The organism is Basilea psittacipulmonis DSM 24701 (assembly GCF_000743945.1).
Lineage (GTDB): Bacteria > Pseudomonadota > Gammaproteobacteria > Burkholderiales > Burkholderiaceae_B > Basilea > Basilea psittacipulmonis.
Genome location: NZ_CP009238.1, coordinates 1,183,584 through 1,202,096, shown reverse-complemented (window position 1 = coordinate 1,202,096; position 18,513 = coordinate 1,183,584). Strand labels below are relative to the sequence as shown.

At 39.6% G+C, this 18,513-nt stretch carries 19 protein-coding genes; 18 read left to right on the top strand and 1 reads right to left on the bottom strand.

Annotated elements, in window-relative coordinates; all coding sequences use genetic code 11:
• The first annotated feature begins 3 nt into the window (after positions 1-3).
• The 18 genes from moaB (at position 4) to IX83_RS05115 (ending at position 17,616) form a co-directional block, all read left to right on the top strand.
• Positions 4-537: a molybdenum cofactor biosynthesis protein B gene (moaB, locus tag IX83_RS05200; RefSeq protein ID WP_038499923.1), complete on the top strand. Its 534-nt coding sequence runs from the start codon at positions 4-6 to the stop codon at positions 535-537.
• On the top strand, positions 534-1,148 hold the full coding sequence (mobA, locus tag IX83_RS05195; RefSeq protein WP_051919346.1) for a molybdenum cofactor guanylyltransferase: 615 nt from the start codon (positions 534-536) through the stop codon (positions 1,146-1,148). The genes moaB and mobA overlap by 4 nt, the downstream gene beginning before the upstream one ends.
• Entirely contained in the window at positions 1,126-1,965 is an 840-nt protein-coding gene (gene moaC, locus IX83_RS08875) for a cyclic pyranopterin monophosphate synthase MoaC (RefSeq protein WP_081888801.1), read from the top strand. The genes mobA and moaC overlap by 23 nt, the downstream gene beginning before the upstream one ends.
• A 3-nt stretch (positions 1,966-1,968) precedes the next feature.
• A complete protein-coding gene (locus IX83_RS05185; protein ID WP_038499921.1) occupies positions 1,969-2,400 on the top strand; it encodes a molybdenum cofactor biosynthesis protein MoaE in 432 nt (143 codons plus the stop codon).
• Positions 2,401-2,491: 91 nt separating this feature from the next.
• Positions 2,492-2,971, top strand: coding sequence for a tRNA adenosine(34) deaminase TadA (gene tadA / locus IX83_RS05180; RefSeq protein WP_038499919.1), 480 nt, complete (start codon positions 2,492-2,494; stop codon positions 2,969-2,971).
• On the top strand, positions 2,952-3,977 hold the full coding sequence (locus tag IX83_RS05175) for an LD-carboxypeptidase (RefSeq protein WP_051919343.1): 1,026 nt from the start codon (positions 2,952-2,954) through the stop codon (positions 3,975-3,977). Before tadA ends, IX83_RS05175 begins: the two co-directional genes overlap by 20 nt.
• 9 nt (positions 3,978-3,986) lie before the next feature.
• Positions 3,987-4,571: an IMPACT family protein gene (locus tag IX83_RS05170; protein ID WP_038499917.1), complete on the top strand. Its 585-nt coding sequence runs from the start codon at positions 3,987-3,989 to the stop codon at positions 4,569-4,571.
• A complete protein-coding gene (locus IX83_RS05165) occupies positions 4,561-5,301 on the top strand; it encodes a spermine/spermidine synthase domain-containing protein (protein WP_038499915.1) in 741 nt (246 codons plus the stop codon). Before IX83_RS05170 ends, IX83_RS05165 begins: the two co-directional genes overlap by 11 nt.
• 60 nt (positions 5,302-5,361) lie before the next feature.
• Positions 5,362-6,330, top strand: a complete 969-nt coding sequence (locus IX83_RS05160; RefSeq protein WP_038499913.1) for an ABC transporter substrate-binding protein — start codon at positions 5,362-5,364, stop codon at positions 6,328-6,330.
• A gap of 75 nt (positions 6,331-6,405) precedes the next feature.
• A complete protein-coding gene (locus tag IX83_RS05155; RefSeq protein ID WP_038499912.1) occupies positions 6,406-7,296 on the top strand; it encodes an ABC transporter permease in 891 nt (296 codons plus the stop codon).
• The gene (locus tag IX83_RS05150; RefSeq protein ID WP_038499910.1) at positions 7,296-8,090 is read left to right on the top strand and encodes an ABC transporter ATP-binding protein; all 795 of its coding nucleotides are present in this window, start codon (positions 7,296-7,298) and stop codon (positions 8,088-8,090) included. The genes IX83_RS05155 and IX83_RS05150 overlap by 1 nt, the downstream gene beginning before the upstream one ends.
• A gap of 101 nt (positions 8,091-8,191) precedes the next feature.
• Complete coding sequence (locus IX83_RS05145; protein ID WP_051919340.1) at positions 8,192-9,358, top strand: efflux RND transporter periplasmic adaptor subunit; 1,167 nt, start codon at positions 8,192-8,194, stop codon at positions 9,356-9,358.
• 10 nt (positions 9,359-9,368) lie between these two features.
• The gene (locus IX83_RS05140; RefSeq protein WP_038499908.1) at positions 9,369-12,527 is read left to right on the top strand and encodes a multidrug efflux RND transporter permease subunit; all 3,159 of its coding nucleotides are present in this window, start codon (positions 9,369-9,371) and stop codon (positions 12,525-12,527) included.
• A gap of 1 nt (position 12,528) precedes the next feature.
• Positions 12,529-13,917, top strand: a complete 1,389-nt coding sequence (locus IX83_RS05135; protein WP_051919336.1) for an efflux transporter outer membrane subunit — start codon at positions 12,529-12,531, stop codon at positions 13,915-13,917.
• Positions 13,918-13,919: 2 nt separating this feature from the next.
• Positions 13,920-14,651, top strand: a complete 732-nt coding sequence (locus tag IX83_RS05130; protein ID WP_038499907.1) for a pyridoxine 5'-phosphate synthase — start codon at positions 13,920-13,922, stop codon at positions 14,649-14,651.
• The gene (locus tag IX83_RS05125; protein WP_038499905.1) at positions 14,635-15,207 is read left to right on the top strand and encodes a nitroreductase family protein; all 573 of its coding nucleotides are present in this window, start codon (positions 14,635-14,637) and stop codon (positions 15,205-15,207) included. The genes IX83_RS05130 and IX83_RS05125 overlap by 17 nt, the downstream gene beginning before the upstream one ends.
• A gap of 386 nt (positions 15,208-15,593) precedes the next feature.
• On the top strand, positions 15,594-16,172 hold the full coding sequence (sodB, locus tag IX83_RS05120; protein WP_038499903.1) for a superoxide dismutase [Fe]: 579 nt from the start codon (positions 15,594-15,596) through the stop codon (positions 16,170-16,172).
• Positions 16,173-16,785: 613 nt separating this feature from the next.
• Positions 16,786-17,616 (top strand): HAD family hydrolase, encoded by an 831-nt coding sequence (locus IX83_RS05115; RefSeq protein ID WP_038499901.1) that lies wholly within the window; start codon positions 16,786-16,788, stop codon positions 17,614-17,616.
• 243 nt (positions 17,617-17,859) lie between these two features.
• Here the strand turns inward: IX83_RS05115 and IX83_RS05110 are convergent, their stop codons facing one another.
• The gene (locus IX83_RS05110; RefSeq protein ID WP_038499899.1) at positions 17,860-18,102 is read right to left on the bottom strand and encodes a cold-shock protein; all 243 of its coding nucleotides are present in this window, start codon (positions 18,100-18,102) and stop codon (positions 17,860-17,862) included.
• Positions 18,103-18,513 lie beyond the last annotated feature (411 nt).

The window sequence follows — 18,513 nt, the reverse complement described above, 5'->3', positions numbered from 1 at the left end:
CCCATGAAGAAAGCACCCGAATTTAGAGCATTGAATTTCCATGTGTTAACGGTTACAGATACGCGTTCATACAAGGAAGATGGTAGCGGCGATTATTTATGCGAAGCGTTGCAAAAGGGCGAACACAAGCTGGTTTCACGAGATTTAGTTCGAGACGAGTTATATGATATTCGTGCCAGAGTATCTGTTGCCATTGCCGATCCCGCTATTGACGTTGTGTTGATCACAGGTGGCACAGGTATGTTCCCTAGAGATGTTACGCCCGATGCTGTGGAATTGTTATTTGATAAGAGTATTCCAGGTTTTGGTGAAATGTTCCGTGCCGTGTCTTATGAAGAAATTGGTATGTCAACGATTCAATCGCGTGCTATAGCAGGGATTGCCAATGAAACATTGATCTTTTGTTTGCCAGGCTCTACTAATGCATGTCGCACTGCTTGGGAAAAGGTGATAGCTCCCCAATTAGATCCTAGAATCAATGCTTGTGGCTTTACCCGTGTCTTTAACACTTGGACCGCTAATAAACAGTCAGCATGAATTCAAAAGAACCCTTATTGATTTTATGTGGCGGTTTGAGTCGTCGCATGGGTACGCATAAAGGATTGCTAGAATACCAAGGAAAAACCCTGCTTCAACGAATGTTTGATTTGTCGCCTAATCCTATTTATATGGCGGCAGCAGGGGATTACTTTCCCGATTTAGTTGGACCTTGCAAATATTTAAGCGATGCTTTTCCCAACAGAATAGGTCCATTGTCGGGTATTTTAGCGGGTTTGGAAGAAGCTAAATCAGCAGGATACCAAGGGATATACGTGATGGCTTGTGATACGCTTTTGGACCCCCAAGCGGTGATTCATTTGCTTGATAAAGCCCAAACTGATAGTATATGGCATACGGGGATTGTTTATTTGAAAGGGAATGATAAAAATTATCCACTTTTATCTCATTGGTCAATTAAACAAATCCCATTTCTGAGAGAGTATTTAGAAGCCGATCAGCGTAAAGTTCAGGTTTATATTGGTACACAGGATCATGTGTCAATTTCTTTGCCTGAACAATGGCAGGCTTTATCGAATTTTAATACGCCTGAGGCATTTGAGCAGGCGGTCAAGACGAGTATCGAAAATGAGTATTACACACCTAGATGAAAATGGACAAAGCCGTATGGTGGATGTCAGCGCCAAACAAGTTAGCAAACGAATCGCCAAAGCACAAGGTCGTGTGATTTTTCCTCCTCAAGTCTATCAACAGATCCAGTCTAGTCATGGGCGTACGGCAAAAGGTAGTATTGTGGAGGTCGCTAAAATTGCAGGTATTATGGCGGCTAAAAATACAGCCAACTTAATCCCTATGTGTCATCCGATGATGATAGAAAAATGCGATCTTGAGTTTTCATATGATGACCATACCTGCAGTCTGTATATAACAGCCGAGGTGGCCATTACTCATAAAACAGGCGTAGAAATGGAAGCGTTAACGGCGGTGTCTGTGGCAGCTTTGACGGTTTACGATATGACTAAAGCACTCAGTCACGATATTTGCATCAGTGATATTTCTTTGGTTCATAAATCAGGTGGTAAACGTGATTTTGATCGTGAGGAAAAAATTGAGACATCCGATAATGTCACTGAAAATACAGCCTCATCCTCGGATAAACAAACGAATTCACTTTCTCTTAAAACAGGGATTCAAGCTAGAAGAGAGTTTGTTAATCAATCTTTGATTAGTGTGGAAGTGAAGTATTTTGGACAGTTGCAAGAAGTTGCCAAAAAAGAAAAAGAGTATTTAGAAATTATTGATGGTATATCGGCTCGTCAGTTGTTTGAGGAGTTGAACCAACGTTATTCATTTCCTATCGACCCGAAACAGTTGTTGGTAGCGGTTAATCATAGTTTTTCATCGTGGGATACAGTGCTTAAACATAATGATATCGTGGCATTGATTCCCCCTGTGGCTGGAGGTTAGACGATGTTTTTTGATATTACCGATCAAAAAATTGATCATATCGCATTAAGAAATCAACTCACTGAGAACGAGAAATGCGGAGCATATGCTAGTTTTGAGGGCTGGGTAAGACGACACAATGACGGTAAAAAAGTAGATTATTTGGTTTATTCTGTTTATGAGGAATTGGCTAAAAAACAAGGTTTACGGGTCATTGAACAAGCTAAAACTTTATTTCAGATTGAGGATGCTATTTGCGTGCATCGATATGGACGACTTGAAATTGGTGATATGGCCGTGTATGTGGGTGTGAGTGCAGGCCACCGAGATGCGGCCTTTGCAGCCTGTCGATATATTATTGATGAAGTGAAGGCGACGGTTCCTATTTGGAAACAAGAATTTTATTTAGAACAAGCCACTCATGCTTGGTTGGCTAATCCTCAAGCACAACGCTGATCATTGTCTCATTTTCTCTTGTGAAAAGCGTCAATAAAAAAGTACTAGGCCAGTTTACAATATAATTTTAATTTGATTGAGTAGATGAAGTATGTGGTCTCATGAACAATACATGAAACTAGCACTAGAACAAGCAAGATTGGCGTATCAGAAAGAAGAAGTGCCAGTTGGTGCTGTATTAGTGGCTTCAGATGGAACCATACTGGCTGAATCTCACAACCAAGTGATGACGCTAAATGATCCGACGGCACATGCAGAAATACAAGTCATTAAACAAGCTTGTCAGCAAGTGAATAATTATCGTTTGAATGATTGTTTTTTGTATGTTACTTTAGAACCTTGTACGATGTGTTTAGGGGCTATTTTTCAGACTCGACTGGCTTATTTAGTATATGGTGCGAATGAACCTAAGACAGGAGCATGTGGGTCTATCGTGAATCTAGGAGGCAATAGCCATATTAATCACCATACAAGAGTCATTTCAGGTGTGCTTAAACAGGATTGTTCACAGATATTAACGGATTTTTTCAAGCTTAGAAGGCAGCGTAAACATGGCGAAAAACTACGATAAACAAATCGAACAGGATGAGGATTACGACGATATTCCATTTCATTATGACTATTCAGAGATGATGGATATTTACGCTATTTCACCGTCTGGCTATATCAAAGATATTGAGATGATTAGCGTTGCTCAAGAGCGTCTGAAAAACTATGGTTTTACGTTGACAAGAGATAAAACCTTGGGTGCAAGATATGAGCGTTTTGCAGGAACTGATGAACAAAGAGCATTGTCTTTTTCTCGTGCTGCGTTAAGTGATAGCCCCATTGTAATGGCCTCTCGTGGTGGTTATGGATTAAGTAAAATTTTGCCTTTAATTGATTGGGAATTATTAAAAAAACATCCTAAAAAATATTGTGGATTTAGCGATTTTACCGCTTTTAATTTGGCCTATTTAGCCAAAACAGGCTTGGTTAGCTACTCTGGTCCTAATTTGATTACTGATTTTGGTCGTGAAAAAATTGAGTTACTGAACGCTGAGTTGTTTACGGAGACCATGAGAGGTGAGTTAGAAATATTAAATTTTGAATCAGAGGGGTCTGATCCTTGTGATGAACGAGGTGTTCTTTGGGGAGGTAATCTATGCGTGATGCAACAATTGCTGGGAACACCGTATTTTCCTAAAGTAGAAAATGGCATTTTGTTTATCGAAGATGTGGGTGAACATCCTTATCGAATAGAAAGAAATCTCGTGAGTTTGTGGCAAGCAGGTGTTTTTGAACATCAGAAAGCGATAATTCTGGGGCATTTTACAGAATATCAAACGACCGATTACGATAATGGCTTTGATATGGAATCCGTTATTTCGTGGTTAAGAGAAACGACTAAATTGCCGATTATTAAAGGATTGCCTTATGGACATGGTGATGTTCGTGTTACGTTGCCTGTCGGTAAAGAGGTGGGTGTCGCGACGCAAGAGGGCATGGCTTATTTATTACTAGAAGAACATCATCACGAGGAATCGTATTTGGGTCAATGCGAACATGATAATTGCACATGTGGACAGCAAGAATAAGGAATAACGGTGCAGTTATTATTAAAAAAACAGTACTACGAAGAAGAGATTAAAAAAAGTAAGTTCATCGTTAAGGCGTTTCCTGTAACTCAGGTTCAGCAGGCTATGCAACTTTTGCAAGAAAATATGGATCCACAGGCGACGCATAATTGCTGGGCTTATAAGATTGGTCAAGAATACCGTTTTAGTGATGATGGAGAACCAGGTGGAACGGCGGGAAGACCGATTCTACAGGCGATTGAATCACAACAATTAATGGATGTATTCGTCTTGGTAATTCGTTATTTTGGGGGCGTAAAACTGGGAACAGGTGGTTTGGTTAGAGCTTATGGAGGCTGTGCTGCCAAGTGTCTTCAACAAGCAGAGACCATTACATGTGTTCCCAAGACCACGGTGTATTGTACTTGTCCTTTTAGTGAAATAGAGCGGTTACGTGCAAAATTGACAACGGTGACTATCGAAAAAGAAGACTATGATGATAAAGGCGTTATTTGGCAATTACTTATTCCCGATAATGACGTTTCTATAATAGAACAATGGCACCAAAATATCACTAGAGGTCAAGCCATTTGGAGTGTAAAAAATGGTGAATGATTACCGAGAAACCCCTTTTGTTTCAGAAGAAGACGGTATTCGTTATCTGCATTTTGCGAGTGCTTATTTGCAAGGTGCGATGAGGATAAGAAAGCCTACAGAACTTGTTTGGCAATATACTCAAGAGATGATGTCATGCTTACTGTTTCATGAACCGAGCGAAACGTCACGCATTGGGATTTTGGGCTTGGGTGCAGGTTCTCTGGTTAGATTTTGTTTAAGACATACTCGGGCCATGATTGATGTGGTGGAATATAATCCGGCGGTTACCGAATTATGTATTGAATCTTTTATGTTGCCTGCAACAGATGAACGTCTGAATTATATTCACGATGATGCCAAACACTATATGAAACAGGAAAAAAATAAATACGATATTTTGTTGGTGGACTTGTATGATCATCAAGCAAAAGGCCCAAGCTGTTCAAGTAAGTTGTTTTATAAAAGTTGTTATGAATCTCTGAAACCGTCTGGGGTGATGTCTGTCAATCTATTTGCCAACCATAGTAGTTTTGAGAAAAATCTACATCGAATACATGATTCATTTAAACAACAGTGTTTTGCTTTGCCAGAAACCCCTGATGGAAATTGTATTGTGGTAGCAGGTAAGAATATGAAATTTAGCAAAAGTAGGGCATTGGCAATCGAAAAAGAATGGCATTTTCCTGCTCGAAAATGGTTGAATGAGTTGCGTGATTCCCATTTATCTCAAGCGGTAACTATTGACTAAATTTCTCTTATTGCGTATTGTTTAATGAGTTTAACTTCAACATTATTTGGGAATCAGACTATGTTATTAAAACGTTCACTTTTATTATTGACGGGATTGCTTTCTTTAAGCTTGATTCACCCAGTTGCACAAGCCAAAGAAGCAAATGTTAAAGTCGCTGCGATTGTTCAACATCCAGCATTGGATGCGGCTAGAGATGGTGTGAAAGATAAGCTGGCAGAACATGGTTATGTAGAAGGTAAAAATTTAAAATGGGAATATCAAAATGCCCAAGGTAATACGTCTATTGCCGTACAAATCGCTCGTCAGTTTGTGGGCGGTAAACCAGATGTGATCGTGGCCATTGCTACTCCGATGGCTCAGGCTGCAGCCTCATCAACTAAAAATATTCCTATTGTATTTGCGGCGGTATCTAACCCTGTTGCAGCGGGATTGGTTAAAGATTGGGAAACACCAGGTAAGAATATTACAGGGGTGTCTGATAAATTAGAGATCGAACAACAGATTGCCTTAATTAAGGAAATTTTACCTAGCATCCAAACCTTAGGTGTGGTCTATAATCCCGGAGAAGCTAACTCAGTGGCGGCTATCAAAACCTTAGAAGAAGTATTGCCTAAACATAATATTAAACTGGTAACGGCAGCCGCACCGAGAACGGTTGATGTACAGTCTGCAGCACGTTCTTTGATCGGTAAAATCGATATGTTCTATACCACAACAGATAATAATGTGGTGGCTGCTTATGAATCTATGGCCAAAGTCGCTAATGAGGCTAAAATTCCTTTGGTTGCTTCCGATACACCGTCTGTTGAACGTGGTGCGGTGGCAAGCTTGGGGGTGAATTATTACCATATCGGATTACAGGCTGGTGAGATGGTATATCGTATCCTACAAGGTGAGAAACCAGCGAATATCCCAATTGAAACGGATAAACACCCTGAATTACACATAAATCTTAAAGCAGCACAAGAACAAGGTATCACCTTGCCACAATCTCTCATTGATAGAGCTTCAAAAGTGTTGCAATAAGTTATATCAGTGTATAATAAGTGATTTTTAAAATTAAGTAGCCCTTTGGGGCTACTTTCACATTTATTTAGAGCGATGTCATTATTTTCATTCATGGGAGCCTTAGAACTAGGGCTGATATATGGTCTAGTTGCTTTGGGTGTATTTATTTCATTTAAAATTTTAAACTTTCCTGATTTAACAGTGGATGGAAGCTTTGCAACAGGTGGTGCGGTGGCCGCCATCTATATTGCAAAAGGTGGGGATCCCTTTACGGCTACCTTATTGGGATTTTTAATAAGTGGCTTAACGGGCGTGTTGACGGGTGTGCTAAATGTCAAATTCCATATTATGAATTTGTTAGCAGGTATTTTAGTGATGACTGGCCTGTATTCCGTTAATCTTCGTATTATGGGTAGCTCAAATGTCCCATTATTAAATAGTGATACCGTTTTTTCATTATTACAGCCTGAGTATTTTGAGGAATATGATTATATTTGGCGACCTTTGTTGTTGCTATTGGTGGTACTGTTAGTCAAGTTATTATTAGATTGGTATTTTTCGACTCGTTCTGGACAGGCTATGCGTGCTACGGGTGCCAATATTCGTATGGCAAAAGCACAAGGAATTGCAACGGGTAAAATGATTATTTGGGGAATGGGGCTATCTAATGCTTTAGTAGGTTTAGGTGGTGCCTTATTTGTTCAATCAGCAGGTGGTTCCGATATTTCAATGGGGATTGGTACCATTGTGATTGGTTTGGCTTCCGTGATCCTTGGCCAAAATATCATTACGTCCCGAAAAATGTTCTATGCCATATTGGCTGTTATCGTCGGTTCCATGATTTATCGTTTCTTTGTGGCATTGGCCATGAACACGGACTGGATTGGATTACAGGCACAGGATTTGAATTTATTAACGGCGGTATTAGTGGCGATTGCTTTGGTTTTCCCAAAATTAAAAAGCTATTTTAAAAAGGCTAGATAATGTTAAAAGCAAAAGACTTGAAAATTACATTTAATGCAGGCACGCCGATAGAAACCCAAGCGTTAAGAGGGGTGTCACTGGAAATTCCTCAAGGACAGTTTGTAACGGTCATTGGTTCAAATGGTGCTGGAAAATCAACCTTTTTAAATGCAATTTCTGGCGAACAAAAAGTTGACAGCGGTGAGATATATTTTGGTAGCACGAATGTAACTAAAATGCCAGTTTGGGAACGTGCCAGTATGGTGTCTCGCGTATTTCAAAACCCATTACATGGTACCTGTGAAGATTTGACCATTGAAGAAAATATGGCTTTGGCTTATCGTCGCGGTTTATCGCATAACTTTGGTCGAGCATTAAATACCAAGTTAAGAAAAGAAATTATCGAGAAATTGTCTGTATTAGGATTGGGGCTAGAAAACCGATTAACCGATAGTATTGGTTTATTATCTGGCGGACAAAGACAGGCGGTTAGCCTTTTAATGGCATCTTTAAGACCTAGTAAGATTTTATTGTTAGATGAGCATACCGCAGCGTTAGATCCGCGAACGGCTCATTTTGTTCTAGAACTGACTTCTCAATTAGTGAATGAACAAAAATTAACGACCATGATGGTTACCCACAGCATGAAACAAGCATTGGAGTACGGTGATCGTACGATTATGTTGCACCAAGGTCAAATCGTTTTGGATATATCTGGTCCAGAACGTGAGGGGATGAGTGTGACAGATTTGTTGAAAATGTTTGAAAAGGTTCGTGGTGAAGAAGTTTCCGATGATGCGTTGCTACTAGGCTAGGTATCATTTTTAATATCATCCGATGAAATTGTTGCACAGTCAAGTATTTTGTGTGATAATAGTTATTTACTTTTTTTTCCCAGATTTATCAAGAGATTTATATGAGATCATATATTCATAAGCGTTTACTATTGACCACTTTTTGTTCGGCATTGGCTTTGGCTGGATGTTCAGATAATACTGCGAAACAACAAATGCCAGCGATGCCTGTGAATGTCGTTATTGTTCAACCTAAATCTGTTAGTTTGTACACAGATTATCCTGCTCGCATTAAAGCGATAGAAAGTGCTGAAGTACGTGCCAGAGTGACAGGTACGATTAAATCAGTTAATTATGAACAAGGTAGTCAGGTGACGGCTGGTCAAAGTCTATTTACGATTGACCCTGCTGTATATCAGGCACAATTTGATGCCGCTAAAGCTGCCGTTGCTCAAGCTCAAGCGACTTTTGATAATGCGGATTTGGTATTAAAACGTTACACAAAACTTGTTAAATTAAATGCCGTGAGTAAGCAAGATTTTGACACAGCAAAGGCGAATCAAGCTTCGGCATTGGCCTCATTAGAATCGGCTAAAGCAAGTTTAGAACAGGCACGTATAAATTTGGAATATACCGAAGTGCAATCACCGATTGATGGTGTAACGGATATGGCAGAAGTGGTGGTGGGAACGTTAGTGAGTTCAAGTTCGAGCACTTTGCTGACAACGGTTCAAAACGCGTCTAAGGTATATGCTGATTTTACCGAAGATGCTGATTTGACAGTGTACTGGAATCAACTTTCTAAGACATTAAAGCTACCTGAAGATGGCTTGCCTGAAGTTACCATTCTAAATGATGCCCAATCTAAAGGTAAACTTATTTTCACTGGAAGCAATATCGATACGTCAACAGGTCAAGTGAATAAACGTGCTTTGTTTGATAATAGCGATAAAGCATTGTTGCCAGGTATGTTTGTGACGGTACGTTTGAACCATGGTATCGCAGAAAATGCGTTATTGGTGCCCGTACGTGCTTTGCAGGGTTCAACAGATGAACATCATGCAAAATTGTATTTAGTGAACGCTCAAGATAAGAAAGTAAGCATCGTGGATGTTACGGTTAGTCAACAACAAGATGGTCAGGCGATTATTACTTCTGGTATCAAAGCAGGAGATATGGTCATGGTGGATGGGTTTGACAAAACAGCACCTGGAGCGACGGTTACGCCTATTCCTTTGAATGCTAAACCTCAGTCAGGCGATGCACAAACATCTGGTGAACAACAGTAATAGGTGATTCATGCTTTCACAATTTTTTATTAGACGACCCGTATTCTCTTGGGTAATCGCTATTTTGATTACGATGGCAGGTGCTTTGGCAGTGAATGAAATTCCTGTTGCTCAGTACCCTGATGTGGCACCGCCTACGATCTCAATCAGTACAACTTACCCCGGTGCGAGTGCACAAGACGTTGCTGAAAAAGTTAATAGTGTGATTGAAGAAGAATTAAACGGGGCAGATGGCCTGTTGTACTATTCTTCTACAGCGACTTCAACGGGTACAGGACAAATTGATGTTACCTTTAAACCAGGTACTGATCCTCAGTTAGCACAGGTTGAGGTACAAAACAAAGTTTCAAACGTTGAATCAACTTTGCCTTCAGAAGTTCGTGCTCAAGGACTTCAATTTAAACGTAGTAATAGTGGTTTCTTAATGGTGGTGACCCTACGTTCTGCAAATGGTTCAATGTCTGTGCAGGATTTAGGTGATTATTTCACTCGTAATATTAAAAACTCAGTCTCTCGTCTTGAGGGGGTTGGTTCTGTACAGCTGTTTGGTTCAGCCTTGGCGATGCGTGTTTGGGTCGATCCGAATAAGTTAAGTAAATATAATTTAACGGTTGCAGAGGTAGCGTCTGCGATTTCAGCACAAAATGCACAGATTTCTGGCGGTATTTTAGCCGCTCCTCCTACACCTAAAGATCAAACAATTGTCGCGATGATTAAAGGTAGCGGCACACTTGATGATGTGAAAGCATTTGAAAATGTGATTTTAAAATCAGGTAGTGATGGTGCGACCGTTTATTTAAAAGATGTGGCCAAAGTCGAAATTGGTCAAAACAGCTATAACTTTAGTTCCAAAACTGACGGACAGCCTGGCGTGGCGTTTGCGGTCTCATTAGCGCCCAATGCTAATGCTTTGGCAACAGAAGGGCGTGTGCAAGAAACGATGAAACAGTTAGCACAGTACTTCCCAGATGGTATGGACTATGTGATTCCTTATAACACGGCTCCCAATATTGAACAATCCTTAGAACAAGTTATGCATACTTTGTTTGAGGCGATGGTGTTGGTGTTTATCGTGATGTTTGTATTTTTGCAAAATATCCGATATACGATTATTCCAGCGATTGTGGTGCCTGTTGCGTTATTAGGGACTGTTGCGGTTTTATATTCGCTAGGTTATTCGGTTAACGTGTTAACCATGTTCGCCATGGTACTGGCAATTGGTATCTTGGTGGATGATGCGATCGTTGTTGTTGAGAACGTGGAACGTATTATGGCTACTGAGCATCTGAGTCCTTTTGATGCAACGGTTAAAGCGATGCCACAAATCTCTGGTGCGATTATTGGTATTACATTGGCACTTTGCACGGTGTTTGTGCCATTATTATTCTTTTCTGGTTCTGCTGGTGTTATTTATCAACAGTTTGCCATTACGATTATCGTATCCATTATTTTTTCTGCTTTCCTAGCACTAACCTTTACGCCTGCCTTATGTGCAACGGTGTTAAAACCGATTACCGATCATGGTGAGAAAAAAGGATTTTTTGGTTGGTTTAATCGTAACTTTACACGTTTGACGACAGCTTATAGTACGAGAACGGAGCGTTGGGTGACTCGCGGTGGACGCATGATGATTATCTGGTTGATTTTATCGGCGTTTATGGGTTGGAAATATATGTCTTTGCCAACGGGCTTTATCCCTGATGAAGACCAAGGCTTGATTATGACAAATATTCAGCTAAACTCAAATGCCAGTGCAACGCGTACTGATGAGGTTATTCAGAAAGTTGAACAGATGTTAAAAACCATTCCAGAAGTCAATCATTATGTTACTGTGCGTGGTTTCAGTTTTAATGGTTCAGGCTTAAATGCTGGTTTGGCGTTCATTAACTTGAAAGATCATAAAGATCGTTCACGTAGTGCCAAAGAAATTGCGGCTGAAATTACTGGAAAACTTTATTTTGGTATTCCAGAAGCGATTATTTTTGCGACTGTACCGCCTGCGATTATGTCTTTGGGTACCTCTAGTGGGGTGGATTTTGTCCTTCAAGATCGTTCTTCGATGGGAATGGAAAAATTACGTGCGGCATCTAATCAGTTGCTTGCATTAGCCCAACAAAGTCCTGTATTGACAGGTATGCGTATTACAGGCTTGGGAACAGGTCCTATGTACTATATTGATATTGATAGGGTGAAAGCCACTCAACAAGGGGTGAGCATTAGCGATATTAGTACTGCATTGTCTTATGCGATGGGGGGTTCTTATGTGGGAACATTCTCTAACAAAGGACATATCCAAAATATCTGGGTTCAGGCGGATCAATCATTCCGTTTGACGGAAGACAATATCAAGACATTAAAAGTTAAAAACAGCAGTGGCGATTTGGTCGAAATTGGTAGCATGATTAAAATTTCTCACCAAAGTGCCGAAACGTTGATGAAACGTTTTAACAGTTTCCCTGCAATGACCATGAACGTGTCTGCTAAAGACGGCTATTCTAGTGGTGATGCTCGTGCCGAATTAGAAAGATTGGTGGCACAATTACCCTCTGGTGTTGGTTTAGAGTGGACAGGTGCAACTTTCCAAGAAGTTCAAGCAGGTAGCCAAGCAGGTATGATGCTTGCTATGGCGATGATTGTGGTATTCTTGGTATTGGCAGCACTGTATGAAAGTTGGGCTATTCCCGTTTCAGCTTTGCTTATCGTACCTTTAGGTATGTTAGGTACGGTTGTGTTAACTTGGTTGACAGGTAAACAGAATGACATTTACTTTAACGTAGGGATGATTACGATTATTGGTTTGTCTGCTAAGAATGCTATTTTGATTGTAGAATTTGCTAAAGATGCGTATGCAAGTGGTAAAGGCTTGGTTGAATCGGCAATCGAAGCGGCTAAATTACGTTTCCGTCCTATTTTAATGACCTCGTTTGCCTTTATTTTAGGTGTGGTGCCACTTGTTTATGCTTCAGGTGCGGGTTCAGCTGGTCAAAATGCAGTCGGTATTAGCGTAATTGGCGGTATGTTAGCGGCGACACCTTTCTCCGTGATCTTTGTTCCGACCTTTTTTGTGGTGGTCATGAAACTATTTAGAGTTAAACAGTCTAAATTATTACGTTCACAAGAAAACTTACATTTAGAAGATACTCATGGCAGTCAAGAAGGAATGCACTAATATGAATATGATTTTGAAACCTTTAGTAGGCGTGGTATTGGTGGCAGGGTTAACCGCTTGTTCTCTGGCACCTACCTATAAACGTCCTGATCTGCCTGTTGCATCTCAGGTAGGTCAGTTACAGCAAGATCAAGCTTTAGACTTGCATTGGCAATCTTTTTATAAAGATCCTCAGCTTAAAGCATTGATTGAGATTGCATTAAAGAACAACAGAGATTTGAGAGTTGCTTTAGCGAATGCTGAACAGGCGGCAGCGAGTTACGGTATCGCCTTTGGTTCACAATTACCCAGCATTTCGGGACAAGGTGCCTACAGTAATAGTGGTTCTCGTGCCAGCAATAGCATTAATCGACAAGCGACATTGAGCTTGGCATTGAGTAGTTTTGAGATTGATCTTTGGGGTAAATTAAGAAATACCTCAGAGGCAGCTTTCCGAACTTATTTGGCAAGTGAAGAAACAGCAAAATCAACTCGAATCAGTATTATTGGGCAGTTAGCAAGCACTTATTACTTGTGGCGAGAGGTTTCTGAACTTGAAAAATTCTCAGCCCAAATGGTTAAAGCTCGTCAAATTACGTATGATTTGGTCGAACGTCAATATCGTGCGGGGGTTGCTGATGAACAAACGTTAAATCAAGCAAAATTATCCTTAGCATCTGCACAAGCAAGTCAACTATCATACGAATTATCAAAAGAACAAGCTAAAAACGCTTTAGAGTTATTGTTGGGACAGGCAATGCCAGCTGATTTACCTGAGGCTGCTCCGTTTAGCATGGACTCTTTGGCCACTTTACCTAAGGGCTTGTCGTCAGAGGTGTTGTTAAGAAGACCTGATGTGATGTCGGCTGAAAATGCTTTAAGAGCTGCTAATGCGAATATTGGTGTTGCCAGAGCATCTTTCTTCCCAAGTATTTCTTTAACCGCTGCTTTAGGTATCGCAAGTCCTGCCTTGAGTTCTTTGTTTGAAGGGAATAATCGTACTTGGAGTGTCACACCGTCAGCCAGTTTGCCTATCTTTGCAGGTGGTACTATTTACAATAATGTCAAAGCTATGCAGGCTAGTAAGAAAGCGGCAGTGGCCACGTATGAGAAAGCGATCCAAACAGCTTTCCAAGAGGTTTCTGATACCTTGGCGGGTGAAGAAAGCTATGCTAAACAATTGGCTGTGCTTAATGATCAAGTTAAGGCTGCCAAACGTTATGCCGATATAGCCGATGTGCGTTATCGTTCTGGTACCGATACATTCTTAAATGTTCAAACCGCTCAGATTAGCTATTTCCAAGCACAACAGTCATTGATTACTGCCCAATATAACGCGTTAAGCAATCGTATTAATTTGTTTAAAGCGATTGGTGGTGGTTGGACAAATGACGATATTAAGGAAAATTAAAGATGTTATTAGGCGTTAATATCGATCATGTTGCTACGTTAAGACAACAGCGTTTAGGCGTTTACCCCGATCCTGTGCAAGCTGCTTTACTCGCTGAAGATGCGGGTGCAGACTCAATTACTTTGCATTTAAGAGAAGATAGACGACATATTCAAGATGCTGATGTTTACCGCATGCGTCCTTTGTTACGCACAAAAATGAATTTGGAATGTGCGATAACAGAAGAAATGATCGATATTGCCTGCAAAGTACGCCCTCATGATGTGTGTTTGGTTCCTGAAAAAAGACAGGAATTAACAACAGAAGGGGGCTTAGACATCATTACGCATGCTAAGGTGGTTAAAGAGGCGATTCTTAAACTACAAGATCAAGGTATTACGGTTTCTTTGTTTATTGATCCTGATAAAGACCAAATACAACAAGCAGCGATATTAGGTGCTTCAGTGATTGAAATTCACACAGGTGCGTATGCAGAGGCCCAAGGTGAGGAACAGTTAAAAGAATTAGAACGAGTTAAACTCGGTGTCGAAGAGGGCCTAAAATGTGGTTTACAGGTGAACGCGGGTCATGGTTTAAATTATGAGAACGTGTTGCCTATTGTGAAATTATCAGGTATAACAGAATTAAATATCGGCCATAGTATTATTTCACAAGCGATTTTTGAAGGATTAGAGTCAGCGGTTCGTCGCATGAAAACATTGATGGTGGTAAGTGAACATGAATCAAGATATTGAACGTTTGTTAGATAGAGCATCAAGTAAATTATTGGTAGCACCAGGTCCGAATGAAGCAGAATTGGACTTGATTTTTCAAGCGGCTATGCGTGCACCTGACCATGGTAGCGTTAGACCATGGCGTTTTAAATTAATTAATGATCCAGAAAGTATTGCTAAGTTTGCTCAATACAGCATTGAATTACGCCAAAAAAGCGATCATCCGATGCCTGAACAAAAAGCAAAAGCAACTCTAGCATGGTTATCGAATTTACCTTTGATTATTGCCATTGGCTCAAAATTAGGTTCTGAGCGTATTCCAGAAGAGGAAACTATTTTGGCAACAGGTTGTGCCGTCATGAACATGTTGAATGCGATTCATATGTTGGGATACGGTGCATTTTGGAGTACAGGGGCCGCTACTTATATCGATGAATTCCAACAAGGTATGGGTTTTGATGCTTTAGAATACCGTTATTTGGGTATTTTGGCGGTAGGAACGCATATGTCAGGGGTGCCAGAAAAAGAGCGTCCTGATTGGCGCCAGTTTGTCGAAACTTGGACACAGCCCCTTTAAACTTTCTGGAAATGGTGATATAGCTGTTTTTCAAAGTATAAAGATAACCCTTTAGCTGTGTTTAGATGGAAGTTGAGTGGGGCTGTTTTTTGGACACAGCCCCTTTAAACTTTCTGAAAGTGGTGATATGGCTGTTTTTCAAAGTATAAAGATAACCCTTTAGCTGTGTTCAAAGCGGGGGATTGGCGTATTGGAATTTTCCATATATTGTTGCACGATTAGAAAGTCTGTATCCTTATCTGTTTGTCTATAAAAAACATTTTTTGCATTAACAGGTGAATTCTGAATTAAGCCTGACTTCATCTCTTAGTCTTGTTAAAGACTAGTCGAAAAGTCAATAGTCTTGTTATAATGGCAGGCTACCCTAAATATTAGAAGGAGTTATTATGTCATTTGAGTTGCCAGCATTGCCCTATGCAATGGATGCGTTAGAACCACGCATTTCAAAAGAAACGTTAGAGTTTCACTACGGAAAACATCATCAAGCTTATGTTACGAACTTAAATAAATTAGTAGCAGGTACTGAGTTTGAAAACGCAAGCTTAGAAGAAATTATCAAAAAATCTAGTGGCGGTGTATTTAATAATGCTGCTCAGGTTTGGAACCACACATTTTACTGGAATTGTTTAACTCCTAATGCTAAAGCAAAACCAGAAGGTGCTTTGGCTGAAGCGATTGCTAAAAAATGGGGTTCATTTGAAGCGTTTGTAGAAGCTTTTACAGCATCTGCAGCAGGTAACTTTGGTTCAGGTTGGACTTGGTTAGTGAAAAAACCATCAGGTGATTTGGAAATTGTTAATACAAGTAATGCAGCGACACCATTAACAGGTGATGACAAACCTTTGCTAACCTGTGATGTGTGGGAACATGCATACTATATCGATTATCGCAATGCTCGTCCAAAATATTTGGAAAACTTCTGGGCCTTGGTGAACTGGAATTTTGTTGAGCAAAATTTTGCTTAATGAACGAATAATCGTTTGAATATCGGCACTGTTATGCTTATGAGCTAACAGTGCTTTTTTATTTTAGCCATCCAGGCTAAAAACGAGATTTGAAAGGCAGATTATCTCATTCTTATTTTTGTTACAGTAAATGTGTGTATGGTGCGAATTAAAGCCTCAGAAACCGCTAAAAACGGACCTGATGGTGAAGTTAATAGACATATTATCTCATTCTTATTTTTGTTACAGTAAATGTGAGTGTGGTGGAAATTAAAGCTTCAGAAACCGCTAAAAACGAGCCTGATAATGAATTTGGAAGTCAGATTATCTCATTCTTATTTTTGTTACAGTAAATGTGAGTGTGGTGGAAATTAAAGCCTCAGAAACCGCTAAAAACGGGCCTGATGGTGAAGTTAATAGACATATTATCTCATTCTTATTTTTGTTACAGTAAACGTGTGTGTGCTGGAAATTAAAGTCTCAGAAACCGCTAAAAACGGGCCTGATAATGAATTTGAAAGGCAGATTATCTCATTCTTATTTTTGTTACAGTAAATGTGAGTGAATGCGAAATATCGTAAAGAATAAAAAGATAAAATATTGAAATGCTATTAATCGGAATGGTAAGGAAATAATGAAAAAGCCTATTGTTGCAATCGCTTATGATTTTGATGGTACCTTGGCGCCAGGAAATATGCAGGAACATAATTTTATTCCTGAGTTGAATATAACCGCACAAGAATTTTGGCAACAGTCTAATGCTTTGGCTCAAAAAAATAAAGCTGACGGTATTTTGAGTTATATGTATTGGATGTTAAAGAAAGCGGAAGAAGCAGAGGTAAGGGTTAGAAAACAAGACTTTCTCAAATACGGTTCAGAAATTCGTTTTTACCCAGGGGTGGAAGATTGGTTTCAAAGACTGAATGAATACGCCAAAGAACGAGGTCTTGAGCTACGGCATTATATTATTTCGTCAGGATTGAGAGAGATGATAGAAGGGACGAGTATTGCCCCGTACATTCATAAAATTTATGCCTCAGGGTATTTGTATGATATTTATGATGTGGCGATGTGGCCCGCTACAGCAGTGAATTACACGACCAAAACACAGTTTTTATTTCGTATTAATAAAGGTTGTGAGGATGAGTCGGATGTACAAAAAATCAATGAATATGTTCCTCAAAATGAACGTCCTGTGCCGTTTTTCAATATGATTTTTATTGGTGATGGTGAAACTGATGTGCCTTGTATGCGATTAGTGAAAGAGTCGGGAGGACATTCTATTGCCGTTTATGCCAATAATGAAAAAGCGGCCAGTGCTGAAAAATTAATTCGTGAAGGCAGGGTACATGTGGCTTTAGAAAGTAATTATGAAGAAAACAAACCTTTAGATTTGGCGATAAAGTCCATTATCGATGGCATACACGCTCATTATCGCTTGTTAGAGACTCAGACGCTTGATTGAGAAAAATCATCGCGATGCTGGATTCTAGTCAGGTTAAAAAGCAGAGTAAAGCATGAACAAAGAATCATAAAAACGAGTTTTTTGTAGGAGAATAAAGAAAAGCCACCGTAGAAAAAACTACGGTGGCTTAGTTGCATCTCTAAAGAAGAAGCCTATTACTATTAAAAGTAACTGTGGTTTTACAGATAGTCAGTTTGTTTTCTGCGGTACTACTTAATGCAAATAAAACATCAGTTCTCTGTGCTACGCGGCAATAATGTTAATAGCTTGTTTACCCTTAGGCCCTTCCGCTAATTCAAATTTCACTTCTTGACCTTCTTTTAGTGTCCTAAATCCTGTCATTTGGATGGCAGAATAGTGAGCAAACAAGTCTTCTCCGCCGCCTTCGGGGGTGATAAACCCAAATCCTTTGGCGTCGTTAAACCACTTAACAGTTCCTTTAAGTAGGTTTTCTCCTAAAGAGTTGGCGTGGTTGGTATTAGACATTTTATGTGCCTCTTAATGTAGATTGTTAATTAAAACAATAGCACTTGAGTAAACTTTAATACTACCTGGAAGCCTTCCCCTTGCCATTATGTCAGATATTAATTGTGTAGTACTGCAAAAAAACAAAAAACATCTAACTAACTATATGATGTATTTTTAATGAAAATAAGTCAAGGCAAAAAGGTTAAAATTTTAACAGTTTTTAAAATTCATCATTTTTTGTTGTGTAAATACTATTTTTTAAACTTAAAATGAACGTTTTAAGCCATTCTCTGACTTTTTGTGTTGCTGTGCAAAATTTAAACAAAAAGGTTCAGTTTTATTGATTTTCTATTGTTAGAAAAGGAGTGTAATAGTTTTAAACAATACGATTATTTTCGTTGCAACACAACAAAATCTTTAATGACAGCT